The organism is Rhizobacter sp. SG703, assembly GCF_012275445.1.
In the GTDB taxonomy this organism is placed as follows: domain Bacteria; phylum Pseudomonadota; class Gammaproteobacteria; order Burkholderiales; family Burkholderiaceae_C; genus Rhizobacter.
Window position 1 is genome coordinate 364,002 of the sequence record NZ_JAAZQK010000002.1, and the last position, 26,949, is coordinate 390,950.

The following is a 26,949-nucleotide window of genomic DNA, read 5'->3' on the forward strand; positions in this document are numbered from 1 at the left end:
CTCAGTCCCCTTCGAAAATGGGGCGGGCCTTCGCGGCGAAGGCCTCGTAGGCCCGGTGGAAGTCCTGCGTCATCATGCAGATCGCCTGCGCCTGCGCTTCGGATTCGATCGCCTCGTCGACGCCCATCGCCCATTCCTGGTGCAGCATGCGCTTCGTCATCGCATGCGCAAAGCCCGGGCCGGCGGCGATCTCGGTGGCCCAGGCGAGCGCGTCGGCCTGCAGCGCCGCCGGTTCGCTGACCCGGTTCAGGAAGCCCCATTGCAGCGCCTCGTCGCCGCCCAGCGAGCGGCCGGTGTACAGCAGCTCCGACGCCCGCCCCTGCCCGACGATGCGCGGCAGCAGCGCGCAGGCGCCCATGTCGCAGCCGGCCAGCCCGACGCGCGAGAACAGGAAGGCCGTCTTGCTGCGCGAGGTGCCGACGCGCAGGTCGGACGCCATCGCGACGATCGAGCCGGCCCCGGCGCAGACCCCGTCGATCGCCGACACGATCGGCTGCGGACAGGCGCGCATCGCCTTCACGAAATCGCCGGTCATGCGGGTGAAGGCCAGCAGGTCGGGCATCGTCATCTTCGTCAGCGGGCCGATGATCTCGTGCACGTCGCCGCCGGAGCAGAAGTTCTCGCCGGCGCCCTGCACCACGATCGCCCGCACCTCGTCGACCTGTGCGAGCGTGCGGAACAGGTCGCGCAGCTCGGCATACGAGTCGAAGGTCAGCGGGTTCTTGCGCTCCGGCCGGTTCAGCGTGATCACGCCGACGCGGCCGTGCAGCGCCCAGCCGACGTGCCGCGGCGCGATCGCGGCCGCGCCCTGGCGGTTGCCGGCCGCGAGGTGGGAATCCATCGCACGCGTCATGACGTTCTCTCCTTCGTTCGGGTCTTCTTCGGCGGTCTGGCGGGCAGCGCATGGTCGACGCCGGCAAGGTGGCGCTTCAGCACCGAGAGCAGGTCCTGCACCTGCGTCTTCTCGTCGGCCGACCAGCCGGCGAACAGCTCGACGACCCACTGCTCGTGCGTGGCCGCCATGCGCCGGAACTGGCGCCGGCCGGCCGGTGTCAGCTGCACCGCGAACGCACGCCGGTCGCCCGGCTGCGGCGCGCGGCGCACCAAGCCTTCGGCTTCGAGCTGGTCGGTGATGCCGGTCACGTTGCCGCCGGTCACCATCAGGCGCTGCGACAGCTCGCCCATCGTCAACCCGGCCGGCTCGCGCTCCAGCTGCGCCAGCAGGTCGAAGCGCGGCAGCGTGGTCGCGAACTCGCTGCGCAGCCGGTTGCGCACCACCGCTTCGATGCGGTTGGTGCACGACAGCAGGCGCAGCCACAGCTTCAGCGCCTGGTGGTGGTCGTCGACCAGGCGCGATTCGAGATCGCTGACTTCAGCCGGCTCGCTGCCGCCGTCGAGGGGGGATGAGGACGACGCAGCGGCCATCACATCACCTCCCCGCCGGCCACCGCGATCGCCTGGCCGGTGATGCTGGACGATTCGCGCCGGCACAGCCACAGCACGGCCTGCGCGACCTCGCCGGGCCGCACCAGGCGGCCCTGCGGGTTCGCCGCGGCGAGCGCATCGCGGGCTTCATCGGGGCTGCGCTGCGTCTTGCTCGCGATCTGCTCGACCGCGCGGGCGACGATGTCGGTGTCGGTGTAGCCGGGGCAGACGGCGTTGACGGTGATGCCCTTGCGCGCGACTTCGAGCGCGAGCGCGCGGGTCAGGCCGAGCACGCCGTGCTTCGCGGCGCAGTAGGCGGCGACGTAGGCATAGCCTTTCAGCGCCGCGGTGCTCGCGATGTTGACGATGCGGCCGAAGCCGCGTTCGGTCATGCCGGGCAGCACCTGCTGCGTGCACAGGAAGCTGCCGGTCAGGTTGACCTGCAGCAGGCGGTTCCACTGGTCGAGCGTGGTGCGCGCGAACGGCTGGCTCTCGACCTGGCCGGCGTTGTTGATCAGGATGTCGACCGGGCCAACGGATTGGAAGGCGCGTTCGACGCTGCTCGGGTCCGTGACGTCGACGGGGCACACGTGAATCGCCGGCAGGGCTTCGACAGGCTCAGCCCGGACGGGAGTCCCGCCGTTCGAAACCCCTTCTTCCCCGTTCGCCCTGAGCTTGTCGAAGGGTCGGGCTGAGCCCGTCGAAGCCCTCGCCGCCAAGCGCTCACGCGCCTGCAACAACCGAGCCTCGCTGCGCCCCATCAGCGTGACGCTCGCCCCCTCGCGCCACAACGCCGCCGCAATCGCCTCGCCGATCCCGCTGCCGCCGCCCGTCACCACCGCATGCAAGCCGTTCATCGCGCTCACACCCCCTGCGCCAGGTTCGCCTGCTCTTGCGCCGACAGCCCGGCCGTCTGCGCCGCCATCGCGCGCTCGCGCTCCAGGTTGCGCTCCAGCTGCGACTTGCCCGACAGGTACTGCCGCGGCCAATCGGCGCCGACACCGTTGACATGGCCGATCTTCGCGGCTTCCAGCAGCGTCCACGCCGGGTTCGCGAGGTGCGGCCGCGCGATCGCGCACAGGTCGGCACGGCCGGCCGCGATGATGCCGTTCACATGGTCGGCCTCGAAGATCGCGCCGACCGCCATCGTCGCGATGCCGACCTCGTTGCGGATCGCCTCGGCGAACGGCGTCTGGTACATGCGCCCGTACACCGGCCGCTGCTGCGGGCTGACCTGCCCCGACGACACGTCGACCAGGTCCGCCCCCGCTGCCTTGAAGGCCCGCGCGATGACCACCGCATCGTCCGGCGTGTTGCCGCCCGGCACCCAGTCGTGCGCCGAGATGCGCACCGATAGCGGCTTGTCGGCCGGCCAGGCCGCGCGCATCGCCACCAGCACCTCCAGCGGGTAGCGCAGCCGGTTCGCCAACTCCCCGCCGTACACGTCGGTGCGCTGGTTCGTCAGCGGCGACAGGAACGACGACAGCAGGTAGCCGTGCGCGCAATGCAGTTCGAGCCAGTCGAATCCGGCCTGCGCGGCGCGCTTCGTCGCGGCGACGAAATCGGCGGTGACGCGGTCCATGTCGGCGCGCGTCATCGCCTGCGACCAGGCGCTGACACCGTCGAGGTACTGCTGCGGCGAGGCCGAGACCAGCGGCCAATTGCCTTCCGCCAACGGCAGGTCTTCGCCATCCCACGGTGCGCGCGTCGAGCCCTTCGCGCCGGCATGGCCCAGCTGCATCGCGATCTTCGCGCTGCTGCCCTGGTGCACGAAATCGACGATGCGCTTCCACGCCGCCATCTGCGCATCGGTGTAAAGCCCCGGGCAGCCCGGCGTGATGCGCGCGTCGGGCGAGGTGCAGGTCATCTCGGCGAACACCAGCCCCGCCCCGCCCAGCGCCCGCGCGCCCAGGTGCACCAGGTGGTGGTCGCCCGGCACGCCGTCGACCGCGCTGTACTGCGCCATCGGCGAGACGACGACGCGGTTCTTCAGCGTCACGCCGCGCAGCGTGAACGGCGTGAACATCGGCGGCACCGCATGCGTGCCGTCGAGGCCGGCGCGCGCAGCCAGCCACTGCTCGTAGCCGCCGACGTAGTCCGCATCGCGCAGCCGCAGGTTCTCGTGCGAGATGCGCTGCGAACGCGTCAGCAGCGAATAGGCGAACTGCGGCGCGTCGAGACGCGCATGGCGCTCGACGTTCTCGAACCATTCGGTCGAATTGCGCGCCGCGTTCTGGATCTTCAGCACCTCGATGCTGCGCTGCGACTCGTAGGCCGACAGCGCCTGGTCGAGCGCACCCGGATGGGCGCCGATCGCGGCGGCCAAGTCGATCGCGTCCTCGAGCGCGAGCTTGGTGCCCGAGCCGATCGAGAAATGCGCGGTGTGCGCCGCGTCGCCCATCAGCACGACCGGGGCGCGGCCGTACCGGCCGCCTTGCCAATGAACCCAGCGCTTGCACACCACCCGCGGAAAGCGGATCCACTGCGCCGAGCCGCGCAGGTGCGCCGCGTTCGACATCAGCGCATGGCCGTCGAGCAGCTTCGCGAACAGCGTCTCGCAGAACGCGATGCTCTCTTCCTTGCCCATGTCGGCCAGCCCGGCGGCGCGCCACACCGGCTCGGGCGCCTCGACGATGAAGGTCGAGGTGTCGGCATCGAATCGGTAGGCGTGCACCTGGAACCAACCCCATTCGGTGCGCTCGAACGCGAACGTGAACGCATCGAAACGCCGGTGCGTGCCGAGCCACACGAAGCGGCACAGCCGGGTGTCGACATCGGGCTCGAAGGTGGCGGCGTAGCGGCTGCGGATGCGGCTGTTCAGCCCGTCGCAGGCGATCACCAGGTCGGCGTCGAGCGCGGTGTCGTCGGTGCAGTCGGTCTCGAAGCGCAGCCTCACGCCTTCTTCGGTGCAGCGGTCTTGCAGGATGTTCAGCAGCTGGCGCCGGCCGATGCCGCAGAAGCCGTGGCCGGACGAGCGGATCACCTCGCCCTTGAAATGCACCTCGACGTCGTCCCAGTGGTTGAACGCGTCGAGGATCTGCGCCGCGCTGCGCGGGTCGGTGCGCTGCACCGCGCCCAGCGTCTGGTCGGAGAACACCACGCCCCAGCCGAAGGTGTCGTCGGCGCGGTTGCGCTCGAACACCGTGACATCGTGCGACGGGTCCTGCTTCTTCATCAGCAGCGCGAAGTACAGGCCCGCCGGGCCGCCGCCGATGCAGGCGATGCGCATGTTGTGTGAGCTCCGGGGCGCCGCGGCGGGGATCGCCGCGCTTCCGCAATTTAGGGCTTGATATTTCAGGTGTCAAGCATCTTCGCGATGCGCCCCGCTGTCTGAAATAACCGACACCGCGACCCCGCCGGCGGTGCTACTGTGCGGCCGTGAAAAAAATCTGGGACATCTCTCCACCGATCGCGCCCGACTCGCCGCTGTTCCCCGGCGACGAGGCGTATTCGCAGGCCTGGACCGCGCGCATCGGTCCGGGCTGCCCGGTCAACCTGAGCGCGATCACGATGTCGCCGCACATCGGCGCGCATGCCGATGCGCCGCTTCACTACGGCGACGACGCGCCGGCGATCGGCGCGGTCGACCTCGGCCCGTACCTCGGCCGCTGCCGCGTGATCCATGCGATCGGCATCGGCCCGCTGGTGCGGCCGGAGCACCTGGCGCCGTTCGCCGCCAACCTGCCGCCGCGCGTGCTGGTGCGCAGCGTGCTGAAGGCGCCGACCGCCTGGTCGCCCGATTTCACGTCGTTCGCGCCCGAGACCATCGTCTGGCTGGCCGACCGCGGCGTGCAGCTGGTGGGCATCGACAGCCAGTCGGTCGACCCGGCCGACAGCAAGACGCTGGACAGCCACCACCAGCTGCTGGCGCGCGACCTGCGCGTACTGGAGAACCTGGTGCTCGACGACGTGCCGGCCGGCGACTACGAACTGATCGCGCTGCCGCTGAAGCTGATGCTGGCCTGCGCTTCGCCGGTGCGCGCGGTGCTCAGAGAACTCTGAAAGACCTTCCGATGACGACACGACACGACTGCCTGGGCCTCGACGCGCGTGACGAACTCGCGCCGCTGCGCGACCTGTTCGACCTGCCCGACGGCACGATCTACCTCGACGGCAATTCGCTCGGCGCGTTGCCGCGCGCCACCGCGGTGCGCGTGCAGCAGGTGGCCGCCGCCGAATGGGGCCGCGACCTGATCAAGAGCTGGAACACCGCCGGCTGGATCGACCTGCCGCAGCGCATCGGCGACAAGATCGCGTTGCTGCTGGGCGCCGGGCCCGGCGAACTGATCGTCGCCGACTCGACCTCGGTGAACCTGTTCAAGGCGCTGTCGGCCGCGCTCGACCTGGCGCAGCGCGACACGCCGGGCCGCCAGCGCATCGTGTCGGAGCGCTTCAACTTCCCGACCGACCTGTACATCGCCGAAAGCCTCGCGCGGCAGCGCGGCTTCGAGCTGGTGCTGGCCGATGCCGACGAGATCCCGGCGCTGATCGACGACCGGCTCGCGGTGCTGATGCTGACGCATGTGAACTACCGCACCGGCCGCATGCACCGCATGGAAGAGACCAACCTCGCGGTGCATGCCGCCGGCGCGCTGGCGGTGTGGGACCTGGCGCATTCGGCCGGCGCGGTGCCGGTGAACCTGAAGGGCAGCGGCCCGCGCGCCGGCGCGGCCGACTTCGCGGTCGGCTGCGGCTACAAGTACCTGAACGGCGGGCCCGGCGCGCCGGCCTTTGTGTGGATGCACCCGACGATCGCCGCCCGCATGGACGCCGAGCAGCTGTGGCAGCCGCTGTCGGGCTGGCTCGGCCATGCGGCGCCGTTCATGTTCACGCCCGACTACCACCCGGCCGCCGGCATCGCCCGGTTCGTCTGCGGCACGCCGCCGGTGCTGTCGCTGGCGGCGCTGGAATGCGGCGTCGACACGATGCTCGCGGCCGAGGCGCACGGCGGGCAGCCGGCGCTGCGCCGCAAGTCGATCGCGCTGACCGAGCTGTTCATCGCGCTGGTCGAAGCCCGCTGCGCCGGCCACGGCCTCGCGCTGCAGACGCCGCGCGATGCGGCGCAGCGCGGCAGCCAGGCGAGCTTCGCACGCGCCGACGGCGGCTACGCGATCATGCAGGCGCTGATCGCGCGCGGCGTGATCGGCGACTTCCGTGCGCCCGACCTGCTGCGCTTCGGCTTCACGCCGCTGTACACCCGCTTCGTCGACGTGTGGGACGCGGTGGAGCACCTGGCGCAGGTGCTGCAGACGGGCGAGTGGCAGCAGGCCCGGTTCAACCAGCGTGCGGCGGTGACATGAGCGATTCGCATCGTTCCGGCGAAGACATCGTCCGCGAGGAAGGCGCGCAGCTCGATTTCTCGCGCGACATGAGTTATGGCGACTACCTGCACCTCGACGAACTGCTGACCGCGCAGCACCCGCTGTCGCCCGAGCACAACGAGATGCTGTTCATCGTGCAGCACCAGACCAGCGAGCTGTGGATGAAGCTGATGCTGCACGAGCTGGGGGCCGCGGTGCAGCGCATCGCGAACGACGACCTGGGCACCGCGTTCAAGATGCTGGCGCGCGTGAGCCGCATCATGGAGCAGCTGGTGCACGCCTGGGACGTGCTCGCGACGATGACGCCACCGGAGTATTCGGCGATCCGGCCCTACCTGAGCAACAGCAGCGGCTTCCAGAGCTGGCAGTACCGCTGCATCGAGTTCATGCTGGGCAACAAGAACGCCGCGATGCTGAAGCCGCATGCGCACACGCCGGAGATCCTGGCGCGCGTCGAGGCGGCGTACCGCGCGCCGTCGCTGTACGACGAAGCGCTGCGGCTGCTGGCGCGGCGCGGGCTGCCGGTGCCGGCCTCGCATGTGGAACGCGACTGGTCGCAGCCCTATGTGAGCGACGACGGCGTCGAGCAGGCGTGGCTGGTGGCGTATCGCGCACCGCAGCAGCACTGGGACTTGTACCAGCTGGGCGAGGAGCTCACTGACCTGGAAGATGCGTTCCGGCTCTGGCGCTTCCGCCATGTGACGACGGTCGAGCGGGTGATCGGCTTCAAGCGCGGCACCGGCGGCACCGGCGGCGTCAGCTACCTGCGCAAGATGCTCGACGTGGTGCTGTTCCCCGAGATCTGGAAGCTGCGCACGAGCCTGTGACCGTCACACAAGGAGTCCGCATGATCCACGAAGTCTTCACCTACCTGCGCGTGCGCGACACCGCGGCCGCGATGGCGTTCTATGCCGAGGCCTTCGGCGCGAAGGAACTGTTCCGCCTCAGCGAACCGTCCGGCCGCATCGGCCATGCCGAAATGCAGCTCGGCCCGTCGGTGCTGATGCTGTCGGACCCGTTCCCCGAGTACGGCATGCAGCGGCGCTACACCGCGCTGATGAACGAGCCGTCAACGCAGTGAGCGACCGCGGGCCTCAATCGGTGCCCTGCGGGAACACCACGACCGGATTGGCCGTGCCGCGCGCGTTCACGGTGACCTGCTTCGTGACGGTCTTGCCGTTCAGCGAGGCTTCCATCTTGTACTGCCCGGGCGGGGCCTTCACCAGCATGTAGGGGCCGTCGGCCTGCGCGTCGAAGACGACGTCGCCTTCGCGGTCGATCAGCTTGACCTGCGTGTCGGCGGTGAACTGGTTCTTCGAGCCGGCCTTCTCGTAGATCTCGATCGCGAGCGGGTAGTCGTGCTTGGCGTCCTTGAAGGCCGGCACTTCCTCATAGGCCACGCCGCCGGTCACGTAGGTGATGTCGCCGGCCTGCTTGGAGGCCGGCAGCGGCGCGCGGTCGTCCTGGGCCCACACGGCGGTGGAGGCGATCGCGACGGCAGCGACGATCGGGGCGAGCAGGGTCTTGTGGCTGGTCATGATGCAGTCCTTTCTTTGCCATGACGGTGACCCCATTGGACTGCTGGCGGCGCGCAGCGTGCCTGGGACGAGGCCGACGATGCGGGACGGGCATCCTCGCACCGCCGTGTCAGTGCAGAGGCCTTTCTCCGTAGGACAGCAAAAAGCCGACCCGCAGGTCGGCTTTTGCATGGGCAACGCCGAGACGCCGCGTCAGCCCAGGTTCACCGGCACGAAGATCCGCTCCCCGTCCCGCTCGACCAGCAGCGCGACGCTCTTCGGCTTGCCGGCCATCACCGCGCGCACCTGCTCGATCGACGTGACCGGCTTGCCGTTGATGGCCAGCAGCACGTCGCCCGCCTCGATGCCGGCGCGTGCGGCCGGACCATCGGCGTTCTCGACCACCAGGCCCTGCTCCAGCTTGCTCTGGCGCTTCTCTTCGCGCGTCAGCTGGCGCAGCGACAGCCCGAGCTGCACGCCCTGCGAATCGCCGCCGTTGGCCGACGCCACGTCTTCGTCCGGATCGGCACCGCCCAGCTTCACGTCGATCGTCCGCTCGGCGCGGTCGCGCCAGACGCTCAGCTTCACCTTGTCGCCGGGCGCCGCGAGGCCGATGCGGCTCGACAACGCACCCGAGCGCACGATCGGGTCGCCGTTCACCGCGGTGATCACGTCGCCCGGCTTCAGGCCGGCCTTCTCGGCGGCGCTGTCCTTGCTGACCTTCGCGACCAGCGCGCCGTCCGGGCGCTTCATGCCGAAGGATTCGGCCAGGCTCTGGTTCACGTCCTGCACCGCGACGCCCAGGCGGCCGTGCGTCGCGCGGCCGGTCGCGACGATCTGGTCCTTGACCTTCAGCGCGACGTTGATCGGGATCGCGAAGCTCAGGCCCTGGAAGCCGCCGGTCTGCGAGTAGATCTGCGCATTGATGCCGATCACCGCGCCGCTGCCGTCGAACAGCGGGCCGCCGGAGTTGCCGGGGTTCACCGCCGCATCGGTCTGGATGAACGGCACGACGGCATCGCCGGGCAGAGAGCGGCCCTTTGCGCTGATGATGCCGGTGGTCGCGGTCTGCTCGAAGCCGTACGGCGCGCCGATCGCCAGCACCGGGTCGCCGACCTCGATGTTCTGCGGATCGCCCAGGCGCACGATCGGCAGGTCCTTGGCCTGGATGCGCAGCACCGCGATGTCGGTGGCGGCGTCGGAGCCCAGCACCTTGGCCGAGAACTCGCGGCGGTCGCTCAGCTTGACGGTCACTTCCTTCGCTTCGCGCACGACGTGGGCGTTGGTCAGGATCAGGCCGTCGGCGCTGATGATGAAGCCCGAGCCCTGGCCGCGGAACGGCACCGACGGGTTGTTGCGCTGGCCGCGCTGCTGGAAGCCGGGCAGGCCGCGGAAGAACTGGAAGAACGGATCGTTCTCGGCGCCGGGCGGCAGGCCCTGCTGCTGTTGCTCTTCGGCCGAGGCCTTGTGCAGGCCGGCGACGGTGACGCCGACGACGGCCGGGCCGGAGGTGGCGACGATCGCGCGGTAGTTGGGCACCTGGCCCGCGGCCGGCAGCATCGGCACCGGGGCCGGCGGGGTGCTGGTGACGGCCACCGGCTTCGCGTCGGATTTGCTCTTCAGCCACTCGGGCGTCAGGCTGAAGGCGCCGGCCGATCCGGCGGCCAGCACGCCGGCTGCAGCGAGCGCAGCGGTCAACGACTTCATCTTCATGTGATCTCCTGGGGACAAGCGTCGCGGGGGATTCCGCATGGGACGAAAGATAAGGGCCGGCGGTTAGAAGTCGATTAGGGGTTGGTGAGGCGAAGGTTAAGACCGCGGCGCCAGCACCGTCGCGACACACTCCCCGAACCCGATGCGCCGCTGCCCGGCGCGCTCGCAGAAGGCGCGCAGCGCGACGCTGTCGCCATCCTGCAGGAAGCGCCGCGTCTCGCCGTTCGGCAGCGTGATCGGCTCCCTGCCGCCGCGCGTCAGCTCCAGCAACGAGCCGCCCTGCGCCGGCAGCGGCCCCGACTGCGTGCCGCTGCCCAGCAGGTCGCCGGGCCGCAGGTTGCAGCCGTTGCTGCTGTGGTGCGCCACCAGCTGCGCCAGCGTCCAGTACGCGTCGCGGAAGTTCGACTGCATCAACCGCTCCGCCGCATCGCCGCGCTCGCGCATCGCCGGCGTCTGCAGCCACACCTCGAGCGCGATGTCGATCGCGCCCTGCGCGCGGTTGGCCTCGCCGTCGAGGTGGGGCAGCGGCTGCGGCCGGTCGGCGGCGCGCTCGAACGGCCGGCGGAACGGCTGCAGCGCCTCCATCGTGACGATCCACGGCGACAGCGTGGTCGCGAAATTCTTCGCGAGGAAGGGCCCGAGCGGCTGGTACTCCCAGGCCTGCACGTCGCGCGCCGACCAGTCGTTCAGCAGCACCAGACCGGCGAGGTGCTGCTCGGCCCGCGCCATCGGGATCGGCTCGCCCAGCGCGTTGCCGGGGCCGACGATCGCGCCGAGTTCCAGTTCGTAATCCAGCCGCTGGCACGGTCCGAACACCGGGACGGCGGCGTCGGTCTTGTACTGCCCGCGCGGACGACGGAAGTCCTGCCCGCTGACCTGCAGCGACGAGCTGCGGCCGTGGTAGCCGATCGGCACCCACTCGTAGTTCGGCAGCAGCGGCTGGTCGGGCCGGAACAGCTTGCCGACCGCCGTCGCATGGTGGATGCCGGTGAAGAAATCGGTGTAGTCGCCGACCTCGCACGGCAGCGCCATCTCGGCTTGCGCCTGCGGCACCAGGCAGGGCTGCAGCCACCGCTCGCTGCCGGAGCCTTCGCGCAAGGCCAGCGACAGCACGCTGCGCAGCGTGCGGCGCGCCGCGGCACCGAGCGCGATGAACGCGTTGAGTTCGCCACGCGCCAGCAGCTCGATCAGTGGCGACACCTCGGGCGACCACGACCCGGCCTCGCACGCGAGCCGCAGGTCGAGCACCGCCTCGCCGATCGCGACGCCGGCACGCAGCGGCTCGTCGCTGCCACGCCGCCGGAAGCGCCCGAGCGGCAGGTTCTGCAGCGGAAAATCGGTCAGCGGGTCGTTGGCCGACGCCACCCAGCTGCGCAGCGCGGCATCGTGCGTGGCATCGAGGCCGTGGCGGTCGAGGCCGCTCATTGGAATCCGTCCTTCAGGTTGCGCCAGCAATCCGCATAGGCGGCATCGAGCGCGCCGCCGTTCATCGCCCACTCGGTCGGGCGGAAGCGGTAGCGGCTTTCGAACATGAAGGCCAGCGTGTGGTCGAGCTTGTGCGGCGCGAGCGGTGCGTTCGATGCGCGTTCGAACGCATCGGCGTCCGGGCCGTGCGGCACCATGCAGTTGTGCAGGCTCGCGCCGCCGGGCCGGAAGCCTTCGGGCTTCGCGTCGTACTGGCCATGCACCAGCCCCATGAACTCGCTCATCAGGTTGCGGTGGTACCAGGGCGGGCGGAAGGTGTCCTCGGCCACCAGCCAGCGCGGCGGGAAGATCACGAAGTCGCAGTTGGCGGTGCCCGGCGTGTCGCTCGGCGAGGTCAGCACCGTGAAGATCGACGGGTCCGGATGGTCGAAGCTGATCGAGCCGATCGTCATGAAATGGGCGGTGTCGTACTTCAGCGGCGCCAGGTTGCCATGCCAGCCGACCACGTTGAACGGCGACGCCGCGCAGCGCGCCGCCCACAGCCGGCCGCCGTATTTCTTGATCAGCTCGTGCGGCGCCGCGTCCTGTTCGAACGCGGCGACCGGCGCGAGGAAATCGCGCGGGTTCGCCAGGCCGTTGCTGCCGATCGGCCCGAGCTCCGGCAGGCGGAAATGCGCGCCGTGGTTCTCGCACACATACACCCGCGACGGCCCGTCGACCGCCACCTTGAAGACCATGCCGCGCGGCAGCAACGCGATCTCGCCGGGCGCCACCTGCAGCACGCCGAGCTCGGTCGTGATCGTCAACGCGCCCTGCTGCGGCACGAGCAGCATCTCGCCGTCGGCATTGACGAAGGCGCGCTGCGTCATCGAGCGGTTGACGAACGCGATGTGCGCGGCCATGCCGGTCTGCGCATCGACGTCGCCATTGACGACGATGCTGCGCAGCCCGTCGACGAAATCCAGCGGCTCGGCCGCGGCCTCGGGCACCGGCGTCGGCGACCAGCGCAGCGGATCGGGCGGCGCATCGACGCCCCCGGCAGCACCGCTCTTCCACCACGGCTGCGCATGCGGCACATAGCCGCCGACCACCACCGACGGCTGGCGGCGGTACATCCAGGTGCGACGGTTCTCGGCACGCGGCGCGGTGAACGCCGCGCCGCTCAGCAGCTCGGCATACAGCCCGTGCGCCGCCTTCTGCGGGCTGTTGCGGCCCGTGGGCAGCACGCCGGGCACCGCCTCGCTCGCGAACTGGTTGCCGAAGCCGCTCTGGTAGCGCAGGGGGTCGAGGGATGCCATCGGTGTCTCCTTGAATCGCGGCTTGATCTTCGCCAGAAGATTCGTTACTGTCTAATTCATTCTACATATCCAAATTCAGCCTGATGCCCGAAACCCCCAACGCCCCTCGCGGCATCCAGAGCATCGAGGTCGGCGGCCAGTTGCTGCGCGCGCTCGCCCACCGCGGCCGACCGATGGCGCTGAAGGACCTGGCGCGCGAAGCCGGCATGGCCCCGGCAAAGGCGCACCCCTACCTGGTCAGCTTCGGCAAGCTCGGGCTGATCGCGCAGGACGCCGCGTCGGGCCGCTACGGCCTGGGCCCGCTCGCGATGGAGCTCGGGCTGATCAGCCTGCAGCAGTTCGACCCGCTGCGCCTGGCCACACCGCTGTTGCCGGCGCTGGCCGCGCAGGTCGGCCACACCGTCGCGATCGCGGTGTGGGGCAACCGCGGGCCGACCATCGTGCGTGTCGAGGAAGCGCCGTCTGCGGTGCACGTCAACATGCGCCACGGCACCGTGATGTCGATGCGCGGCACCGCATCGGGCCTGCTGTTCGCCGCGCACCTGCCGCCGGCGCGGCTGCGCGAGGTGCTGGCGCAGGAACCCCACGGCGGCCTGCGCACGCTCGATGCGGCCTTCAGCGCGCAGCTGGCCACCGTCCGCAGCGAGGGCCTGAGCCGCGTCGTCGACGGCGCGGTGCCAGGCGTCAGCGCGATGGCGGCGCCGGTGTTCGACCTGCATGGCGACCTGGTGCTGAGCTTGGCCGCGATCGGCCCGAACGCCACCTTCGACACCCGGCTCGACGGCCCGCTCGCCCGGGCGCTGATAGCCTGCGCCGCGCAGGTGTCGCGCCAGCTCGGCGGCGCGGACCTGTCGGATGCACCGGTATAGTGGCCAGTTCACCAACCGATCGGAGCGAGGGATGGGAGTTCAACGCCAACGGCAAGCCGGCGCACGCGTGCGCGCATCGTGGGTCAGCCTGCTCGTCGCAGCGGCCGCCCTCACCGCCTGCGGCGGCAGCTCCGACGAATCCGGCAACCGCCTCGCGTCGGCGTCGCAGTACGCGCAGCAATGCGCACCGACCAACCCCGATGCCCCGGCCGCCAACCGCACCGGCAGCCTCGACACCGAAAAGTTGTGGATGCGCGCCTACCTGGGCGACGCCTACCTCTGGTACGACGAGATCCCGAACGTTGCTCCGAACGCCGCGCAGTACAGCAACACTGCCGACGTCTATGGCTCGCTCGACAACTATTTCGAAGCGCTGAAGACGCCCAGCATCACCGCCAGCGGTGCGCGCAAGGACCGGTTCAGCTTCCTGGTCCGGACCGACACCTCCACCGCGCTGTTCGACTCCGGCATCGAAGCCGGCACCGGCGTCAACTGGCGCATGCTGTCGTCGCGGGCGCCGCGCGGGCTGCGCGTGTCGTACGTGACGCCCGGCACCGAGGCCGCCACCAAGGGCGTGCTGCGCGGCGACACGCTGGTGACCGTCGACGGCGTGTCGGCCGACGACGAAACCGCGGCCGGCGTCGGCGTGCTCAATGCCGCGCTGTTTCCGGGCAACACCGGCGGCACGCACAGCTACGTCTTCAACCGCGCCGGCGTCGGCCAGGTCGCCGTCTCGATGACGACGGCCGCCATCACGACGAAGCCGGTGCTGAACTACAGCGTGATCGACACCGGTGCCGGCAAGGTCGGCAACATCGTGTTCACGTCGCACGTGGCGCCGGCCGAGGCGCAGCTGATCGAAGCGTTCACGGCGCTGAAGGCGCAGGGCGCGACCGACCTGGTGCTCGACCTGCGCTACAACGGCGGCGGCTACCTCTACATCGCGAGCGAGCTGGCCTACATGATCGCCGGCCCGGCACGCACCGGCGGCAAGGTGTTCGAGAAGCTGAACTACAACGCGAAGCGCACATCGGACAACGCCCAGGCGCCCTACCCGTTCCAGTCCACCAGCACCGCCAACGCAGCGCTGCCGACGCTCGACCTGGCGCGCGTCTACGTGCTGACCACGAGCGAGACCTGCTCGGCCAGCGAATCGGTGATCAACAGCCTGCGCGGCGTCGATGTCGACGTGCGGCAGATCGGCAGCACCTCCTGCGGCAAGCCCTACGGCTTCGCGGCGCAGGACAACTGCGGCATCTCGTACTTCCCGATCGAGTTCCAGGGCGTCAACGCGAAGGGCTTCGGCGACTATGCCGACGGCTTCACGCCGAACGGCGCCGGTGCCACCGGCATCGCCGGCTGCACGGCCGCCGACGACTTCACGCAGCCGCTCGGCAGCCCGAACGAGGGCCTGCTGAAGGCCGCGCTCGGCTACCGCGCGAACGGCACCTGCCCGGTGGCCGCCTCGCAGGAATCTCCGCAGGCGCTGGGCGTGCTGGCGGGCCGCGGCGCCGCGCTGCGCGGCCGGCCGCTGCTGAGCAACCGTTTCCTCAGGCCGTCGCGCTGACGAAGCCCTCGACGAGCGCCGCGAACCGCTGCGGCTGCTCGACCACGCTGAGGTGCGAGGCCTCGGCCAGCACCTCGAGCCGCGCGCCGGGAATGCGTTCGGCGATCGCCTGCGACATCGCGACCGGCGCGCCGACGTCCAGCTCGCCGGCGATCACCAGCGTCGGGCAGCGCACCTGCGGCAGCCGGTCGAGCCAGTCGACCTCGCGCACCGCGTGGCAGGTCGCGGCATAGCCGGCAGCCGACGTTCGCAGCAGCGCCGCGCGGAACGCCGCCAGCGCCTGCGGCCGCTCGCGGCGGAAGCCGGCGTGGAAGTAGCGCTCCATCACCATGTCGGCAATGGCTCCCAGCCCGCCCTGTTCGACGGCCGCGATGCGCTGCGCCCAGGCCGCCTGCGCCGCCTCGGGGTAGCGCGCGGTGGTGTTGGCGAGCACCAGCGAGCGCACCAGCTCCGGGTGGCGGATCGCCAGGCCCTGGCCGACCATGCCGCCGAGCGACAGCCCGACCCAGCTCACCGGCCCGACGCCCCATTCGCGGATCACGCGGGCCGCGTCGTCGACCAGTTCGTTCATGCGGTACGGCCCCGCCGGCACCGCCGAACCACCGTGGCCGCGGTGGTCGTAGCGCAGCACCTCGTGGCGCGGCGCGAGCGTGGCGGCGAGCGCGTCCCACATGCCCAGGTCGAGCCCGAGCGCATGGCTCAGCACCACCGGCGACCCCTCGCCCTGCAGCGCGACCTTCAGCTGTGGCCGGCTGAAGGTGTGGTGGCTCGATGCGCGCACGCCGGCCGACAGCGGCGCCGGCGGCGGCAGCAGGCCTTCGTCGCGCAGGATCTGCGTGGTCAGCTTGAACGCGGTGTTGGCGGCCGGCACGCCGCAGTAGATCGCGCCCTGCATCAGCGTTTCGCGGATCTGCTCGACCGGCACGCCGCCGCGCACCGCGGCGCGGCAGTGCAGCTCGAATTCCTCCCAGCGCGCGAGGCCCATCGTCATGCCCAGCACCAGCAGCCGGCGCGTCGTGGTGTCGAGCCCCGGGCGGCCCCAGATGTCGTGCCAGGCATAGCGCGTGATCAGCGACTGGAAATCGGCGTTGAAGGCCGACGTGCCGTCCAGCGACTGGTCGACCCATGCATCGCCCAGCACCGCGCGGCGGTTCTTCAGGCCGCGGTCGAAATCATCCTGTTGCTCCGCCATGACGGCCCCCTTTCGAGAATGGATTCACTGCGGCAGCCAGGCCGACCACGGCGCGTCGGCGGCCAGTGCATCGGCGCGCTGCTGCCACAGCGCGAGCTGCGGATCGGCCACGCGGCTCGCGTGCGCCGCGGCGAGGTCGACATCGAACAGCGCGTCGACCTGCCCGGCGCTGAGCACCGCGCTCAGCGCGTCGTCGCGGGCCAGCGCCTGCAGCAGCACCTCGCGCAGCGCCCGCCCGCCGGTCACCGCGTCGTGCGACCACGCCTCGAGCAGCGCATGCGCGCGCGCCTTGCCCAGTTGCAGCGCCAGCTGCATCGCGACCGCTTCGGCGAACACCAGCCCGTGCTGCGCATCGATCTGGTGACGCATCCGCGCGGCGTCGACCTGCAAACCCGGCGCGGCATCGGCCAGCGCCTTCAGCGCACCATGCACGCCGAGGTACAGCCCGGCCGTTTCGGCCAGTTCGGCCTGCCAGTTGCCGAGGCCACGCTCATGCTCCTGCACCATCGCGGCCAGCAGCGCGGCCACGCGGTGCGGCGTGCGCAGCGCGCCGGCCAGCGCCGTCATCGCGGCCACCGGGTTGCGCTTGTGCGGCATCGTCGACGAGCCGCCGCGGCCGGCATCCGACGGCTCGGCCAGCTCGCCGAGTTCGCCCTGCGCCATCAGCGAGATGTCTTTCGCGATCTTGCCGAGCGCGCCGGCCAGCACGCCGAGCTCGCCGGCCAGCGAGGCCAGCTCGTCGCGCTGCGTGTGCCACGGGCCGGGCGGCAGCCGCAGGCCGAGTTCGTCGGCCACGCGCCGGGCGACGGCCGGGCCGCGCTCGCCCATCGCCGACAACGTGCCGACCGCACCGCCCAGCTGCAGCTGCAGCGCCTGCAGCCCCGCGTCGCGCAGCCGCTGCCGGCAGCGCAGCAGCGGCGCGATCCAGGCCACCAGCTTGAAATCGACGCTGACCACCTGGGCCGGCTGCATCAGCGTGCGCGCCAGCACCGGCACGCCGCGGTGTTGCCGCGCCAGCGCCAGCAGCGCGGCGGCAAGCGTGCCGAGATCGCGGTCGACCAGCGCCAGCGCGCGGCGCGTCGTCAGTGCCATGCCGGTGTCGATGACGTCCTGGCTGGTGCTGCCCCAGTGCACGAACCCGGCGGCGTCGGCGTCGAACAGGCCGACCGCCTGCGTCAGCGCCTTGACCAGCGGAATCGCGAGGCTGCCGGCGCGCCCGCTCGCATCGACCAGCGCATCCAGGTCGTACAGCTCGGCCTTGCAGACGCCGGCGATGGCCTGCGCGGCCGCAGCCGGCACCAGGCCTTCGGCGGCCTGGGCGCGCGCCAGCGCCGCCTCGAAGTCGAGCATGGCCTGCAGCACCGACGGCGGCGAGAACACCGCCGACATCTCTGGCGTCGACAGGAAGCGCTCGAAAACCGATGGCCCCGTCGACATCGCCCGCCTCCGCTCAGGCGGCCGCAGCCTGCGTCTTCAGCTGCGTCTTGCGGTCGCTCAGGCGCTGCAGGCAGCTCAGCGACCCGAGGTGGGCGTAGATCAGCGCGAGCATGCCGTTGCGGTACAGCTCGAGCACCGCGGCATCGGGCAACGCGCGCAGCTTGTCTTCGTCGACCACCTGGAAGCCGTCGACCGAGAACGACTCGCCGTCGTTCAGCGTTCCTTCGGCGCGCATGCCCTTCAGCAGGTCGAGCTCGCGCAGGCGCTGGCAGAACAGCGGCGTGCGCTGCGCTTCCTGGTCGTACAGCTCGAGCAGCTTCATCGCGTTGGTCAGTGTCTCGGTCGGCTCGCCGGCGGCGGTGAGCAGCGGCACGCCCTCGGGGCCGTCGACCAGCCCGGCGTAGCTTTCATCGACGACCACCGACAGCCCCTCGCCGGTGCCGTCGTCGCGCGCGGCCCGCGTCAGGCCCAGCGGGTAGCAGCGCAGCGCGGCCGGCACGTAGCGGCCGAACCACTGGCTGCCTTCGACGAACAGGTTCTCGCCGGCCGACAGCCCGAGCAGCACGACCGGGTTCAGCTGCGGGCTGCCGTCTTCGTTGGTGCCGCTGTTGACGAACAGGATCGGGTATTCCTTGCCGGCCTCGACGAACTCGCCGAAGGTGCAGAACAGCGCGTTCATGTCGGCGGCCACCGACACGTCCAGCGGCAGCAGGTGCTTGCCGGCATGGCGCGTGCGGTCGAGCAGCGCGGGCTTCTTGTAGAGGGCAGTGATCATTGAACTTCAGCTCCAGGAGGCAAGGCGGTGGCCATCACCTTGTCGACGCGCTTGCCGTCCAGGTCGACCACCTCGAAACGCCAGCCTTCCCAATCCACCGTGTCGGCGGTCTTGGGCAGCCGGCCCAACAACAACATGATCATGCCGGCCAGCGTGTTGTAGCGGCCGCGGTCTTCCTCGGGCAGTTCCTTCAGCGCCAGCCGGTCCTTCAATTCGGGCACCGGGATCAGGCCGTCGAACAGCCAGCTCTCGTCGGCGCGCTGCACTGCCCAGGCCTCGCCGTCGGCCGGCGTCGTGAACTCGCCGGTGATCGCCTCCAGCACGTCGCGCACCGTGATGACGCCCTGCACCTCGCCGTATTCGTCGACCACGAAGACGAGCTGGGCCGACGACGCGCGGAACTGCTCCAGCAGTTCCATGCCCGACAGCGTCTCCGGCACGAACACCGGCGCCTGCAGCCCTTCGGTCAGCGCCAGCGGCCGGCCCTGCAGCATCTGCTGCAGCAGCGTCTGCGCGGAGATCACGCCGACCACGTCGCTCAGGCTGCCGCGGCACACCGGGTAGCGCGAGTGCTCCTGGTCGCCCACCACCTTCAGCACGTCGTCCAGGTCGGCCGCGGCGTCGAGCCAGGTGATCTCGGTGCGCGGAATCATCATCGAGCCGACCTGCCGGTCGTCGAGGCGGAACACGTTGCGCACCATCTGGTGCTCCTGCGCCTCGATCACGCCGGCGTCCAGGCCTTCTTCGAGGCTGGCGGCGATCTCTTCCTCGGTCACCGAACGGCTCGGGCCGCCGCGGATGCCCAGCAGGCGCAGCGTGCCTTCCGTGCAGAACGACAGCAGCTTGACGAACGGGCGCGCCGCCATCGACAGCCATTCCATCGGCTGCGCGACCAGCCGGGCCACGTTCTCGGGATACATCTGCCCGAGCCGCTTCGGCACCAGCTCGCCGAAGATGATCGTCACGAAGGTGATGCACATCACCACCAGGGCGGTGGCGGTGATGCCGGAGGCCTTCTCGCGGATGTCGAACGTCAGATGGATCCACGCGGCGAGCGGTTCGGAGAACGCCGCCTCGCCGACGATGCCGTTGAGCACGCCGATCGACGTGATGCCGATCTGCACGGTGGACAGGAACTTGGTGGGGTTTTCGTGCAGGTCCATCGCGGCGCGGGCGCCGTCGTCGCCGGTTTCCACCATGACTTGCAGGCGAGCCTTGCGGCTGGCGGTGAGCGCCATTTCCGACATGGCGAACAGACCGTTGAGGATGATCAGGAAAACGAGGAGCGCTATGTCCATGGAAGCACGCTGCCGGGGCCCGGCCCGGAACGCGCAAAACGACGAAGGCCGCAAGGGTAGCAGATGGCGCCGGCCGCGGCGTGACGGGGGTGCCGGGCCCGGTGCCGGGCAGAATCGGCGCGATGAACTACCTGATCGGTGACCTGCAGGGCTGCTGCGACCCGCTGGAGCGGCTGCTCGAGAAGATCGGCTTTTCCGCATCGCGCGACCACGCCTGGCTGCTGGGCGACCTGGTGAACCGCGGACCGGCCTCGCTGCGCACGCTGCGGCGGCTGCAGCAGCTGGGCTCGTCGGCGACCTGCCTGCTGGGCAACCACGACCTGCACCTGCTGGCGGTGGCGCATGGCGTGCGGCCGCCGGGGCGGCGCGACACGCTGGGCGAGATCCTGGCGGCGCCGGACCGCGCGGCGCTGGTCGACTGGCTGCGCCGGCAGCGCATGGCGGTGCACGCGCACGGCTGGCTGATGGTGCATGCCGGCGTGGCACCGCAGTGGGACCTGGCGACCACGCTGGCGCTGGCCGGCGAGGTGGAGCAGCGGCTGCGCGGCGACGACCTGGTGGGCTTCCTGCAGGTGATGTACGGCAACGAGCCTTCGCGTTGGGATCCCGCGCTGCGGGGCGCCGACCGGCTGCGTTTCGCGGTCAACGTGCTGACGCGCATCCGCTTCGTGACCGCCGACGGCACGCTCGACATGTCGAGCAACGAGGGCGCCGATGCCGCGCCGCCGGGGCGGTTCGCCTGGTTCGACGCACCGCAGCGCCGCACCGCCGGCGTGCCGACCGCGTTCGGTCACTGGTCGACGCTCGGGCTGACGGTCCGGCCCGACCTGATGGCGCTGGACACCGGCTGCGTGTGGGGCGGGCGGCTGACCGCGGTGCGGCTGGGTGACGGGAGCGCACCGCTCGAGGTGGTCCAGGTGGACTGCGAGCAGGCGCAACAGCCGGGCTGACGCACGGGGCGGGACTACAATCCCGGCCTCTCCAGGAAGTGTGGCCGAGTGGTTTAAGGCACTGGTCTTGAAAACCAGCGACGGGCAACTGTCCGTGGGTTCGAATCCCACCGCTTCCGCCACCTTGCCAAAGGGGCTGCCATGGAAATCAGAGTTCTGACTGCTCGCGTGCCGTTGCCGCTTGCCGAAAAAGTCGACCAGCTGGCCGAGCGACTCGAGCGCTCGCAAGAGTGGGTCATGAAGCAGGCGCTGACTGCCTGGGTCGACCAGGAAGAGGAGCGACACCGCTTGACGCTCGAAGGCCTCGCGGACGTGGATGCCGGACGGGTCGTCGGGCATCAGGAGGTCCTGGCACAGTGGTGCACGAGCCCGTTCGCAAGCTAGCGGCCATCTCTCGAAGCATGGCCCCCGTTTCCGAGCACGGGCGCAGGCCGGAAACAGAGGCTCACGCCTTCCGCCCTGCACGCGCATCGAACGACGCCTCGCCTCAAGCGACGCCGATGCTGCCGTCCTCATCGTCCGCCCGCAGCCACCCGATCGCCAGCGCGATCAGCACGCCGCCGATCGCCCAGGCGATCCACCGCCAGTGGCGCGTCGCCTCCACAACCTCCTCGTCGCGCGCCACGCGCACGCATTGGCGGAACAGCCGCGTCGATTGCACGCGGATCGCGTCGCCGTCCTTCAGCCGCTGGTAGGCTGCGTACCCCACGGAGCAGCTCGCCACCTCGCCGCCCACCAGGTGCAGCGTGTAGCTGGTGTCGCCCGAGCGGTTGTCGCGGCGCGCGGATTCGCCGTCGTTGACATGGCTGGTGTGCTGGTCGACGCGGACGGTTTCGTCGCGCAGCGGCATCGCGGTCTCGCCGAGCAACGCGACACCGGCGATCATGAACAGGCAGCGGATCAGGAACTTGAACATCGCAGGTTCGTCACCGCGGCGCCTCGATCGGCTCGACCAGGTGTGCCCGGTTCGCAGGCGCCGCGTACGGCTCGGGCCAGAACTCCACCAGCCGCGTGATCTGCCCGCCCTCCACCGTGAAGAAGCTGATCGCACGCGCCGACTGCACGCCATCGGTGACCGACACGTCCGACACCGCTTCGCCGGGCGAGCCCACCAGCCGGTTGACCGTGAAGCGCCAGGGCCCATGGGCCGGGTACTCGCTGTTCATCCGCGCGAAGTTCTGGGCGCCGCGGATGCGCTCGTTCGACTGTGGCCACTCCAGCACGAAGCCGGGTGCGAGCACCTGCGCCACCGAGAAGAAATCGTTGGTCGCCATCAGGCGCCAGAACTCATGGACGGTGTCGACGGCGGAGCGATTCGGCATGCCGGGATTGTGCCGGGCCGCAACCGTGCATTCCGATTCTTGTTCAGCCTTTTGGACCTCCATAGGCGTCGTCAAGGACACCGTGGTCGGCTCCGTTGTTTCTACTCTCTTCAGCAAGGCAATGGACGCATTGAATTCGTTCGCATCGAACGGTCAGGCGCCCAACTACGGCAACACGACACCCTGGGTGACATGTACTGAATTGCCGCGAGCCGGGTGTGCAGTCCATGCCCGCCCGGTTCTTCACATGCCGCGCATCCCCGTCGACATCTCCGTTCGCTCATTCGTCGCCAACTGGCTCGTTTGCCTCGTTCCGACGTGGCTCGCCGGCTTCGTGGCGATCGCCTTGTTCGCCTATTCACCGTCCAATGCCATCCTCGACGGGCTGTCCTCGGGCAGGACGGTATCGGCGCTGCTCCTGCTCTGCGTCTGCGCGCCCCACGTGGAAACATGCTTGTTGCTGTACCCGACTCACCTGGCGTCGCAGGTCATGCGCTCGCGGTGGCTCGTGCTCGTCGTCGGAGCCTCTCCGGTCATCCTGATTCACGCGTTTCCCGACATCCAACGCGCCGCGGTGGTCGCGTGGGCCTTTCTCTGGTCGACTCACTGCTATCTGGTGCTGACCGCTCAGCGCATCTCGATCAAGGCACGGTTCTGGTTCGTGTGCGGCTTGCACGCCGCACTCAATCTGAGCGCCGTGATCGGGGCCTCGCTGCTTTCGAACCTCCGATGAAGCCACGTGCGACATCAGACCTGTGACGCTGATGGAGAAGTTCTTGCCCGACAATCCCCCCGACGCCAGGAGCTCGCTCATGAGCCCACGGACTGCATGCACCCTCGCCCTGCTGGCCGGCCTCGGGCTCGCATTGCCCGCCGCACCCGGCCTGGCCCAGCCGAAGGAAGAGACGCCAGGCGCATTGGCCGCCCATCAACGGGACGACCAGCGCGACGGGCAGCACGATTTCGACTTCGAGTTCGGCACGTGGAAGACGCACCTGAAGCGACTGCTGCGTCCGCTCACCGGCTCCACGACCTGGGTCGAGTACGACGGGACGACGGTCGTCCGACCGGTGTGGGCCGGACGAGCCAACCTGGTGGAACTGTCGGTCGACGGCCCGGCCGGCCACATCGAGGCGCTGAGCCTGCGCCTGTACGACCCGCAGTCGCGCCAGTGGAGCCTCAACTTCTCCGGCCTCGGCAGCGGCGCGATGAGCACGCCGGCCATCGGCCGCTTCGAGAACGGACGCGGCGAGTTCGTCAACGCGGAAACGCTGAACGGCCGGCCGATCCTCGTCCGCTTCGTCATCTCCGACATCACGCCGCGTTCGTGCCGCTTCGAACAGTCGTTCTCCGCCGATGGCGGCAAGACCTGGGAGCTGAACTGGGTCGCGGTGGACACGCGGACCTGAGCGTCCGCGCAGGCCCGTCAGGCCATCACAACTGCCCCGACTGGTAGAACCCGCTGTTCACCAGCACCTGCTGCCAGTTCTCCTTGTTGACGAACACCGGCTTCAGCAGGTACGACGGCACGACCTTCACGCCGTTGTTGTAGGTCTTGGTGTCGTTGATGGTCGGCGCCCTGCCGCTCATGTACTCGTCGACCATCGAGGCCACGCGCACCGCCAGCTGCCGCGTGTCCTTGAACACCGTCGACGACTGCTCGCCGCGCTGGATCGAGCGCACCGAGTTCAGCTCGGCGTCCTGCCCGGTGACCACCGGCCACGGCTGCGCCGCGGTGCCGTAGCCGACGCCCTGCAGCGCCGTCAGCAGCTCGACGCTGGTGTTGTCGTTCGGCGAGAGGATCGCGTCGAGCCGGCGCTTCGCATACAGCGTCTTCAGCATCGCCTGCAAGCGTGCCTTCGCGATCGCACCGCTCCACTGCGGCGTCGCCACCTCGGCCATCGCGACCTTGCCGGAGCCGACCGTCAGCGCGCCCGAATCGATGTGCGGCTTCAGCACCGACATCGCGCCGTTGTAGAAGAAGTGCGAGTTGTTGTCGTCGGCCGCGCCGGCAAACAACTCGATCAGGCCCTTGCCGCCGTCGCGCAGCTTCAGCCGCGTCTCGATGTCGCGGCCCTGCAGCACGCCGACCTCGAAGTTGTCGAAGGTGGCATACGCGTCCACGTTGCCGCTGTCGCGGATCAGCCGGTCGTAGGCGATGACCTTCACGCCCTTCTTCGCGGCCTTGTCCAGCACCGCGGTGAACGCGCTGCTGTCGCTCGCGCCGATCACCACCACCTTCGCGCCGCTGTCCATCATCTTCTGGACCTGCCCCGGCTGGTCTGCGGCGTTGTTGATCGCGTACTGCAGGTCCACCGTGTAGTTCAGGCGGTTCAGCGTGCGCATCATGCTGAGCCCGTCGTCGACCCATCGTCGCGACGAGAAGGTCGGCATCGACACGCCGATCAGGCCCTTGTCGGCCACGGCCGCGCGGGCCAGGCGGGAGGTGGCCAGCAAGGCCGGCGCAGACAGGGAAAGCAGGAGTCTTCTACGGTTCATGGCTTGTCTCGGTGGCTCCAGTCGAGGTGCTGGATGACCGGCAAGTTAAGGTCGTACCGCCGTGTAACCGATCGATGCAAACCCTGAGAGGGCGCGGCGTTGTGCAACGGATCGCACGCGAGCGACGTTGGTCCGCGCTGTACTACGCAGCGCTACACCGAGCGACTCAGAAGTAGTGCGTGAACATCAGCCCGACATGGTCGCCCTTGATCTTCGGCGCACCATCGCTCGCGGGCGTGAAGTTCTCCTTCACGAAGCGCAGCTTCACCGCCGAGTGCGGATTGATCAGGAACTCGCCCTCCAGCACACGGCCGGTGGCGTGCCTGTAGTTCTGGTCCAACGCGCTCGCATCGCCGCTGCCGTGCAGCTTCGCACCGAACACGAATTGCGCGCCCGCGCCGAAGCGCAGGTTGTTCGTCACCGCAAACAGTCCCATCAGCTCGAGCGGAAAGCGCTGGAAGCGCAGCGTGCCGCCGGCCGCCTTGCGGCGGTCGAGCTGCAGGCCCAGGTTCACCTGCAGCGCGAGCGGCTCGGCCACCCAGTATTCGGCACCGGCGAACAGCTGCAGGCCGCGGCCGGCGTCCATCTCGGCGCCCGAACCGGCCACCAGGTTGTCGCCACCGGAGGTGACACCGCCACCCAGCGAGAACTTCAGCGGCCCGCCGCCATCGGCCGCGTGGGCCGCAGGGGCCGCAGCCAGCGTCAGGGCCATGGCCAGCGCGGCGGCGGCTGCCAATCGGAATTCGGTCATCGGAAGGTCCTGTGCAACTTCAAGAAAGAGGATCGACCCGCCTTCAGGCGTCGCGGCTCAGCCGCAGGTCCACCTCGCGGTCGACGAACGCCCATTCGGGCGAGGCCCGCAACGCCGCCACCAGCGCCTCGAAGGCCTCGGCATCGGCCGGCGCGTACTCGAACCAGGTCAGGAAATCGAAGGGCTGCGGCGTTTCCAGGTCGCGGCAATGGTGCAGGCGGCGTGCCACCGCCGGCAGGTAGTCCAGCCCGATCGCGATGTGGCGCGATTGCGCCTCGAAGATCGCGCGCCGCTCGTCCTGCGTCATCGCCCACCAGGCGGCGTTCTTGCGGATCGGGATCAGCGCCGCACAGCGCGCCTCGGCGCGGCCGAGCGCCGGCTGCTTCGCGAGCAGCAGCTGCTTCTCCGGGCGCTCCACGTAGCGCTCGTTGCTGGTGATGCCGCGCAACTGCCACGCCGCGCCGGGCTCGCCGATCCCGGCGCCGCCTCCCGCTTCGGCAACCCGCAGCCGCGCCACGGCCGGCAGGCCGTCGCCGGTCACCGCCCCGATGCGGTCGACACGCCACGGCCCGTCCGCGCCGCCGATGAAGTCGAACAGTCGCGCCGGCACCGCCGTCACGGCGTGTCCCTGACGAACACCATCCCCATCGCGCCGACCGACAGCACGTGCCCGTCCACCGAGGTGTACGACGCGACGCCGAGCGAGTGGTAGCTCGACACCAGCGCGGCCAGCGAGCCAAGGCCCAGCGCCTTGGCCAGCACGTTGCGTTCGCCGATCGCGGCCCGCACGCGGTCGCGGTGGCGCTCGGCCGACGGGTTCAGCACGACGGCAAGCGCCAGCGTGGCGGCCACCAGGCCGAGGACGGTGAAAAAACGGCGTGACGTCATCGTGACAGGCAAGAGCGGAAAAATCGGGAAAGAAATTCAGCGTCGAATCGGCAAAAACGACCGGCGATTGTCGCCGCGACCGGCGGGCCCGTCAGCCCGCCATCAACCCGCGGCCCGCATCACCGCCGTGCGCAGGTCGATCTCGCTCGGCACACGCTTGAAACGCAACACGCGGTAACCGGCGGCCGCCAGCATGCCGTCGCGTGCCGCCACCTCGGCGGCATCGCGTGCATGGCTCGCATCGTCGAGCTCGATCAGCGCCAGCACGTCGAACTCGCGGCTGCACACCGCGAAGTTCGCGAACTGCCGCTCGAAGCGGCTGCGTGTCGACCGGTGGCTCGCGGTCAGCAGCGCCGACAACGACACCTGCGCCAGCACCACCTGGTCCGGGAACGCCTCGCACAACCGGTGGAACATCGGTTGTTCCTGCTTGCTCAGCGGCCGCCGCGCCACCGGTGCCGCACCCGGCTCGCGCGCCGCGCGGTTCTTCATCACCCCCAGCGCGGCCAGGCCGGCCAGCAGCAGCACGGTCATCACCAGCACGATCGTCATGCGCGGGCCCTTGCATCGTTTGCGATCGCGCGATTGTCGGGGAACCCCACCCATTCAAGGGGGTTGCCGGGCGTCACGTCGTCACGCCGGGTGTAACCAAGCTCCGCAATTGCAACCGGGCACCGTGCACTGCGCCGCACAGGCATCAGT

Annotated in this window: 28 protein-coding genes, 1 tRNA gene and 1 pseudogene; 11 read left to right on the plus strand and 19 right to left on the minus strand. The window is 70.0% G+C overall.

What is annotated here, in order from left to right; translation table 11 throughout:
- Position 1: 1 nt before the first annotated feature.
- Genes FHT26_RS04645 through FHT26_RS04660 form a run of 4 tightly spaced genes read right to left on the minus strand, consistent with a single transcriptional unit; the run spans position 2 to position 4,654 of the window.
- Entirely contained in the window at positions 2–853 is an 852-nt protein-coding gene (locus tag FHT26_RS04645) for an enoyl-CoA hydratase family protein (RefSeq protein WP_168558991.1), read from the minus strand.
- Entirely contained in the window at positions 850–1,425 is a 576-nt protein-coding gene (locus tag FHT26_RS04650; protein ID WP_168558992.1) for a MarR family winged helix-turn-helix transcriptional regulator, read from the minus strand. The genes FHT26_RS04645 and FHT26_RS04650 overlap by 4 nt, the downstream gene beginning before the upstream one ends.
- Positions 1,425–2,282 (minus strand): SDR family NAD(P)-dependent oxidoreductase, encoded by an 858-nt coding sequence (locus FHT26_RS04655; protein WP_168558993.1) that lies wholly within the window; start codon positions 2,280–2,282, stop codon positions 1,425–1,427. The genes FHT26_RS04650 and FHT26_RS04655 overlap by 1 nt, the downstream gene beginning before the upstream one ends.
- A 5-nt stretch (positions 2,283–2,287) precedes the next feature.
- Positions 2,288–4,654 carry a bifunctional salicylyl-CoA 5-hydroxylase/oxidoreductase gene (locus tag FHT26_RS04660; protein WP_168558994.1) on the minus strand — a complete coding sequence of 789 codons (2,367 nt, stop codon included), beginning with the start codon at positions 4,652–4,654 and terminating at the stop codon, positions 2,288–2,290.
- Positions 4,655–4,803: 149 nt separating this feature from the next.
- Between FHT26_RS04660 and kynB the strand changes: the two genes are divergently transcribed.
- From kynB to FHT26_RS04680, 4 genes and pseudogenes are all read left to right on the plus strand, one after another.
- Positions 4,804–5,427 (plus strand): arylformamidase, encoded by a 624-nt coding sequence (kynB, locus tag FHT26_RS04665; protein WP_168558995.1) that lies wholly within the window; start codon positions 4,804–4,806, stop codon positions 5,425–5,427.
- A gap of 11 nt (positions 5,428–5,438) precedes the next feature.
- Positions 5,439–6,725: a kynureninase gene (kynU, locus tag FHT26_RS04670; RefSeq protein WP_168558996.1), complete on the plus strand. Its 1,287-nt coding sequence runs from the start codon at positions 5,439–5,441 to the stop codon at positions 6,723–6,725.
- A complete protein-coding gene (gene kynA / locus FHT26_RS04675; protein ID WP_168558997.1) occupies positions 6,722–7,573 on the plus strand; it encodes a tryptophan 2,3-dioxygenase in 852 nt (283 codons plus the stop codon). The genes kynU and kynA overlap by 4 nt, the downstream gene beginning before the upstream one ends.
- Positions 7,574–7,593: 20 nt before the next feature.
- Positions 7,594–7,782 (plus strand): annotated as a pseudogene (locus FHT26_RS04680) (VOC family protein); the annotation flags it as partial.
- A 58-nt stretch (positions 7,783–7,840) separates the two neighbouring features.
- On the opposite strand, the gene FHT26_RS04685 reads toward FHT26_RS04680, so the two are convergent.
- From FHT26_RS04685 to hmgA, 4 genes are all read right to left on the minus strand, one after another.
- Positions 7,841–8,284 carry a carboxypeptidase regulatory-like domain-containing protein gene (locus FHT26_RS04685; protein WP_168558998.1) on the minus strand — a complete coding sequence of 148 codons (444 nt, stop codon included), beginning with the start codon at positions 8,282–8,284 and terminating at the stop codon, positions 7,841–7,843.
- Between the two features lie 192 nt (positions 8,285–8,476).
- Positions 8,477–9,976 (minus strand): Do family serine endopeptidase, encoded by a 1,500-nt coding sequence (locus tag FHT26_RS04690; RefSeq protein ID WP_168558999.1) that lies wholly within the window; start codon positions 9,974–9,976, stop codon positions 8,477–8,479.
- Positions 9,977–10,072: 96 nt separating this feature from the next.
- The gene (fahA, locus tag FHT26_RS04695) at positions 10,073–11,401 is read right to left on the minus strand and encodes a fumarylacetoacetase (RefSeq protein ID WP_168559000.1); all 1,329 of its coding nucleotides are present in this window, start codon (positions 11,399–11,401) and stop codon (positions 10,073–10,075) included.
- A complete protein-coding gene (gene hmgA, locus FHT26_RS04700) occupies positions 11,398–12,699 on the minus strand; it encodes a homogentisate 1,2-dioxygenase (RefSeq protein WP_168559001.1) in 1,302 nt (433 codons plus the stop codon). Before hmgA ends, fahA begins: the two co-directional genes overlap by 4 nt.
- An 83-nt stretch (positions 12,700–12,782) precedes the next feature.
- Here hmgA and FHT26_RS04705 point away from each other — a divergent pair, with 83 nt between their 5' ends.
- Entirely contained in the window at positions 12,783–13,568 is a 786-nt protein-coding gene (locus FHT26_RS04705; RefSeq protein WP_168559002.1) for an IclR family transcriptional regulator, read from the plus strand.
- Positions 13,569–13,599: 31 nt separating this feature from the next.
- Positions 13,600–15,135 (plus strand): S41 family peptidase, encoded by a 1,536-nt coding sequence (locus FHT26_RS04710; protein WP_168559003.1) that lies wholly within the window; start codon positions 13,600–13,602, stop codon positions 15,133–15,135.
- Here FHT26_RS04710 and pcaCD read toward each other — a convergent pair.
- From pcaCD to FHT26_RS04730, 4 genes are read right to left on the minus strand one after another with little or no spacing between them, the layout of a single operon-like run.
- Complete coding sequence (pcaCD, locus tag FHT26_RS04715; protein ID WP_168559004.1) at positions 15,119–16,327, minus strand: bifunctional 4-carboxymuconolactone decarboxylase/3-oxoadipate enol-lactonase PcaCD; 1,209 nt, start codon at positions 16,325–16,327, stop codon at positions 15,119–15,121. The genes FHT26_RS04710 and pcaCD overlap by 17 nt on opposite strands.
- Before the next feature lie 24 nt (positions 16,328–16,351).
- Positions 16,352–17,764, minus strand: coding sequence for a 3-carboxy-cis,cis-muconate cycloisomerase (pcaB, locus tag FHT26_RS04720; RefSeq protein ID WP_168559005.1), 1,413 nt, complete (start codon positions 17,762–17,764; stop codon positions 16,352–16,354).
- Positions 17,765–17,777: 13 nt separating this feature from the next.
- The gene (locus FHT26_RS04725) at positions 17,778–18,539 is read right to left on the minus strand and encodes a SapC family protein (protein ID WP_168559006.1); all 762 of its coding nucleotides are present in this window, start codon (positions 18,537–18,539) and stop codon (positions 17,778–17,780) included.
- Positions 18,536–19,837 (minus strand): hemolysin family protein, encoded by a 1,302-nt coding sequence (locus tag FHT26_RS04730; protein WP_168559007.1) that lies wholly within the window; start codon positions 19,835–19,837, stop codon positions 18,536–18,538. Before FHT26_RS04730 ends, FHT26_RS04725 begins: the two co-directional genes overlap by 4 nt.
- 122 nt (positions 19,838–19,959) lie before the next feature.
- On the opposite strand from FHT26_RS04730, the gene FHT26_RS04735 reads away from it, so the two are divergent.
- The 3 genes from FHT26_RS04735 to FHT26_RS04745 all read left to right on the plus strand — a co-directional run bounded on the left by FHT26_RS04735 (position 19,960) and on the right by FHT26_RS04745 (position 21,171).
- Entirely contained in the window at positions 19,960–20,787 is an 828-nt protein-coding gene (locus FHT26_RS04735) for a symmetrical bis(5'-nucleosyl)-tetraphosphatase (protein WP_168559008.1), read from the plus strand.
- Between the two features lie 34 nt (positions 20,788–20,821).
- Positions 20,822–20,909 (plus strand) — tRNA-Ser (locus FHT26_RS04740).
- Positions 20,910–20,928: 19 nt separating this feature from the next.
- Complete coding sequence (locus FHT26_RS04745; protein WP_168559009.1) at positions 20,929–21,171, plus strand: CopG family ribbon-helix-helix protein; 243 nt, start codon at positions 20,929–20,931, stop codon at positions 21,169–21,171.
- Between the two features lie 103 nt (positions 21,172–21,274).
- Here the strand turns inward: FHT26_RS04745 and FHT26_RS04750 are convergent, their stop codons facing one another.
- Together FHT26_RS04750 and FHT26_RS04755 are read right to left on the minus strand one after the other, a co-directional pair.
- Entirely contained in the window at positions 21,275–21,703 is a 429-nt protein-coding gene (locus tag FHT26_RS04750; RefSeq protein WP_168559010.1) for a hypothetical protein, read from the minus strand.
- Between the two features lie 10 nt (positions 21,704–21,713).
- Positions 21,714–22,109 carry a nuclear transport factor 2 family protein gene (locus FHT26_RS04755; protein ID WP_168559011.1) on the minus strand — a complete coding sequence of 132 codons (396 nt, stop codon included), beginning with the start codon at positions 22,107–22,109 and terminating at the stop codon, positions 21,714–21,716.
- A gap of 247 nt (positions 22,110–22,356) precedes the next feature.
- Here FHT26_RS04755 and FHT26_RS04760 point away from each other — a divergent pair, with 247 nt between their 5' ends.
- Both FHT26_RS04760 and FHT26_RS04765 read left to right on the plus strand, forming a co-directional pair.
- The gene (locus FHT26_RS04760; protein WP_168559012.1) at positions 22,357–22,842 is read left to right on the plus strand and encodes a hypothetical protein; all 486 of its coding nucleotides are present in this window, start codon (positions 22,357–22,359) and stop codon (positions 22,840–22,842) included.
- A 79-nt stretch (positions 22,843–22,921) separates the two neighbouring features.
- On the plus strand, positions 22,922–23,518 hold the full coding sequence (locus tag FHT26_RS04765; RefSeq protein WP_168559013.1) for a hypothetical protein: 597 nt from the start codon (positions 22,922–22,924) through the stop codon (positions 23,516–23,518).
- A gap of 25 nt (positions 23,519–23,543) precedes the next feature.
- Here the strand turns inward: FHT26_RS04765 and FHT26_RS04770 are convergent, their stop codons facing one another.
- From FHT26_RS04770 to FHT26_RS04790, 5 genes are all read right to left on the minus strand, one after another.
- Positions 23,544–24,608, minus strand: a complete 1,065-nt coding sequence (locus FHT26_RS04770; protein ID WP_168559014.1) for a substrate-binding domain-containing protein — start codon at positions 24,606–24,608, stop codon at positions 23,544–23,546.
- Between the two features lie 166 nt (positions 24,609–24,774).
- Complete coding sequence (locus tag FHT26_RS04775; protein WP_168559015.1) at positions 24,775–25,359, minus strand: outer membrane beta-barrel protein; 585 nt, start codon at positions 25,357–25,359, stop codon at positions 24,775–24,777.
- A gap of 43 nt (positions 25,360–25,402) precedes the next feature.
- A complete protein-coding gene (locus FHT26_RS04780) occupies positions 25,403–25,978 on the minus strand; it encodes a chlorite dismutase family protein (RefSeq protein WP_490362771.1) in 576 nt (191 codons plus the stop codon).
- Positions 25,975–26,247, minus strand: a complete 273-nt coding sequence (locus tag FHT26_RS04785) for a hypothetical protein (protein WP_168559016.1) — start codon at positions 26,245–26,247, stop codon at positions 25,975–25,977. The genes FHT26_RS04780 and FHT26_RS04785 overlap by 4 nt, the downstream gene beginning before the upstream one ends.
- A 102-nt stretch (positions 26,248–26,349) precedes the next feature.
- A complete protein-coding gene (locus FHT26_RS04790; protein ID WP_168559017.1) occupies positions 26,350–26,799 on the minus strand; it encodes a DUF2726 domain-containing protein in 450 nt (149 codons plus the stop codon).
- Positions 26,800–26,949 lie beyond the last annotated feature (150 nt).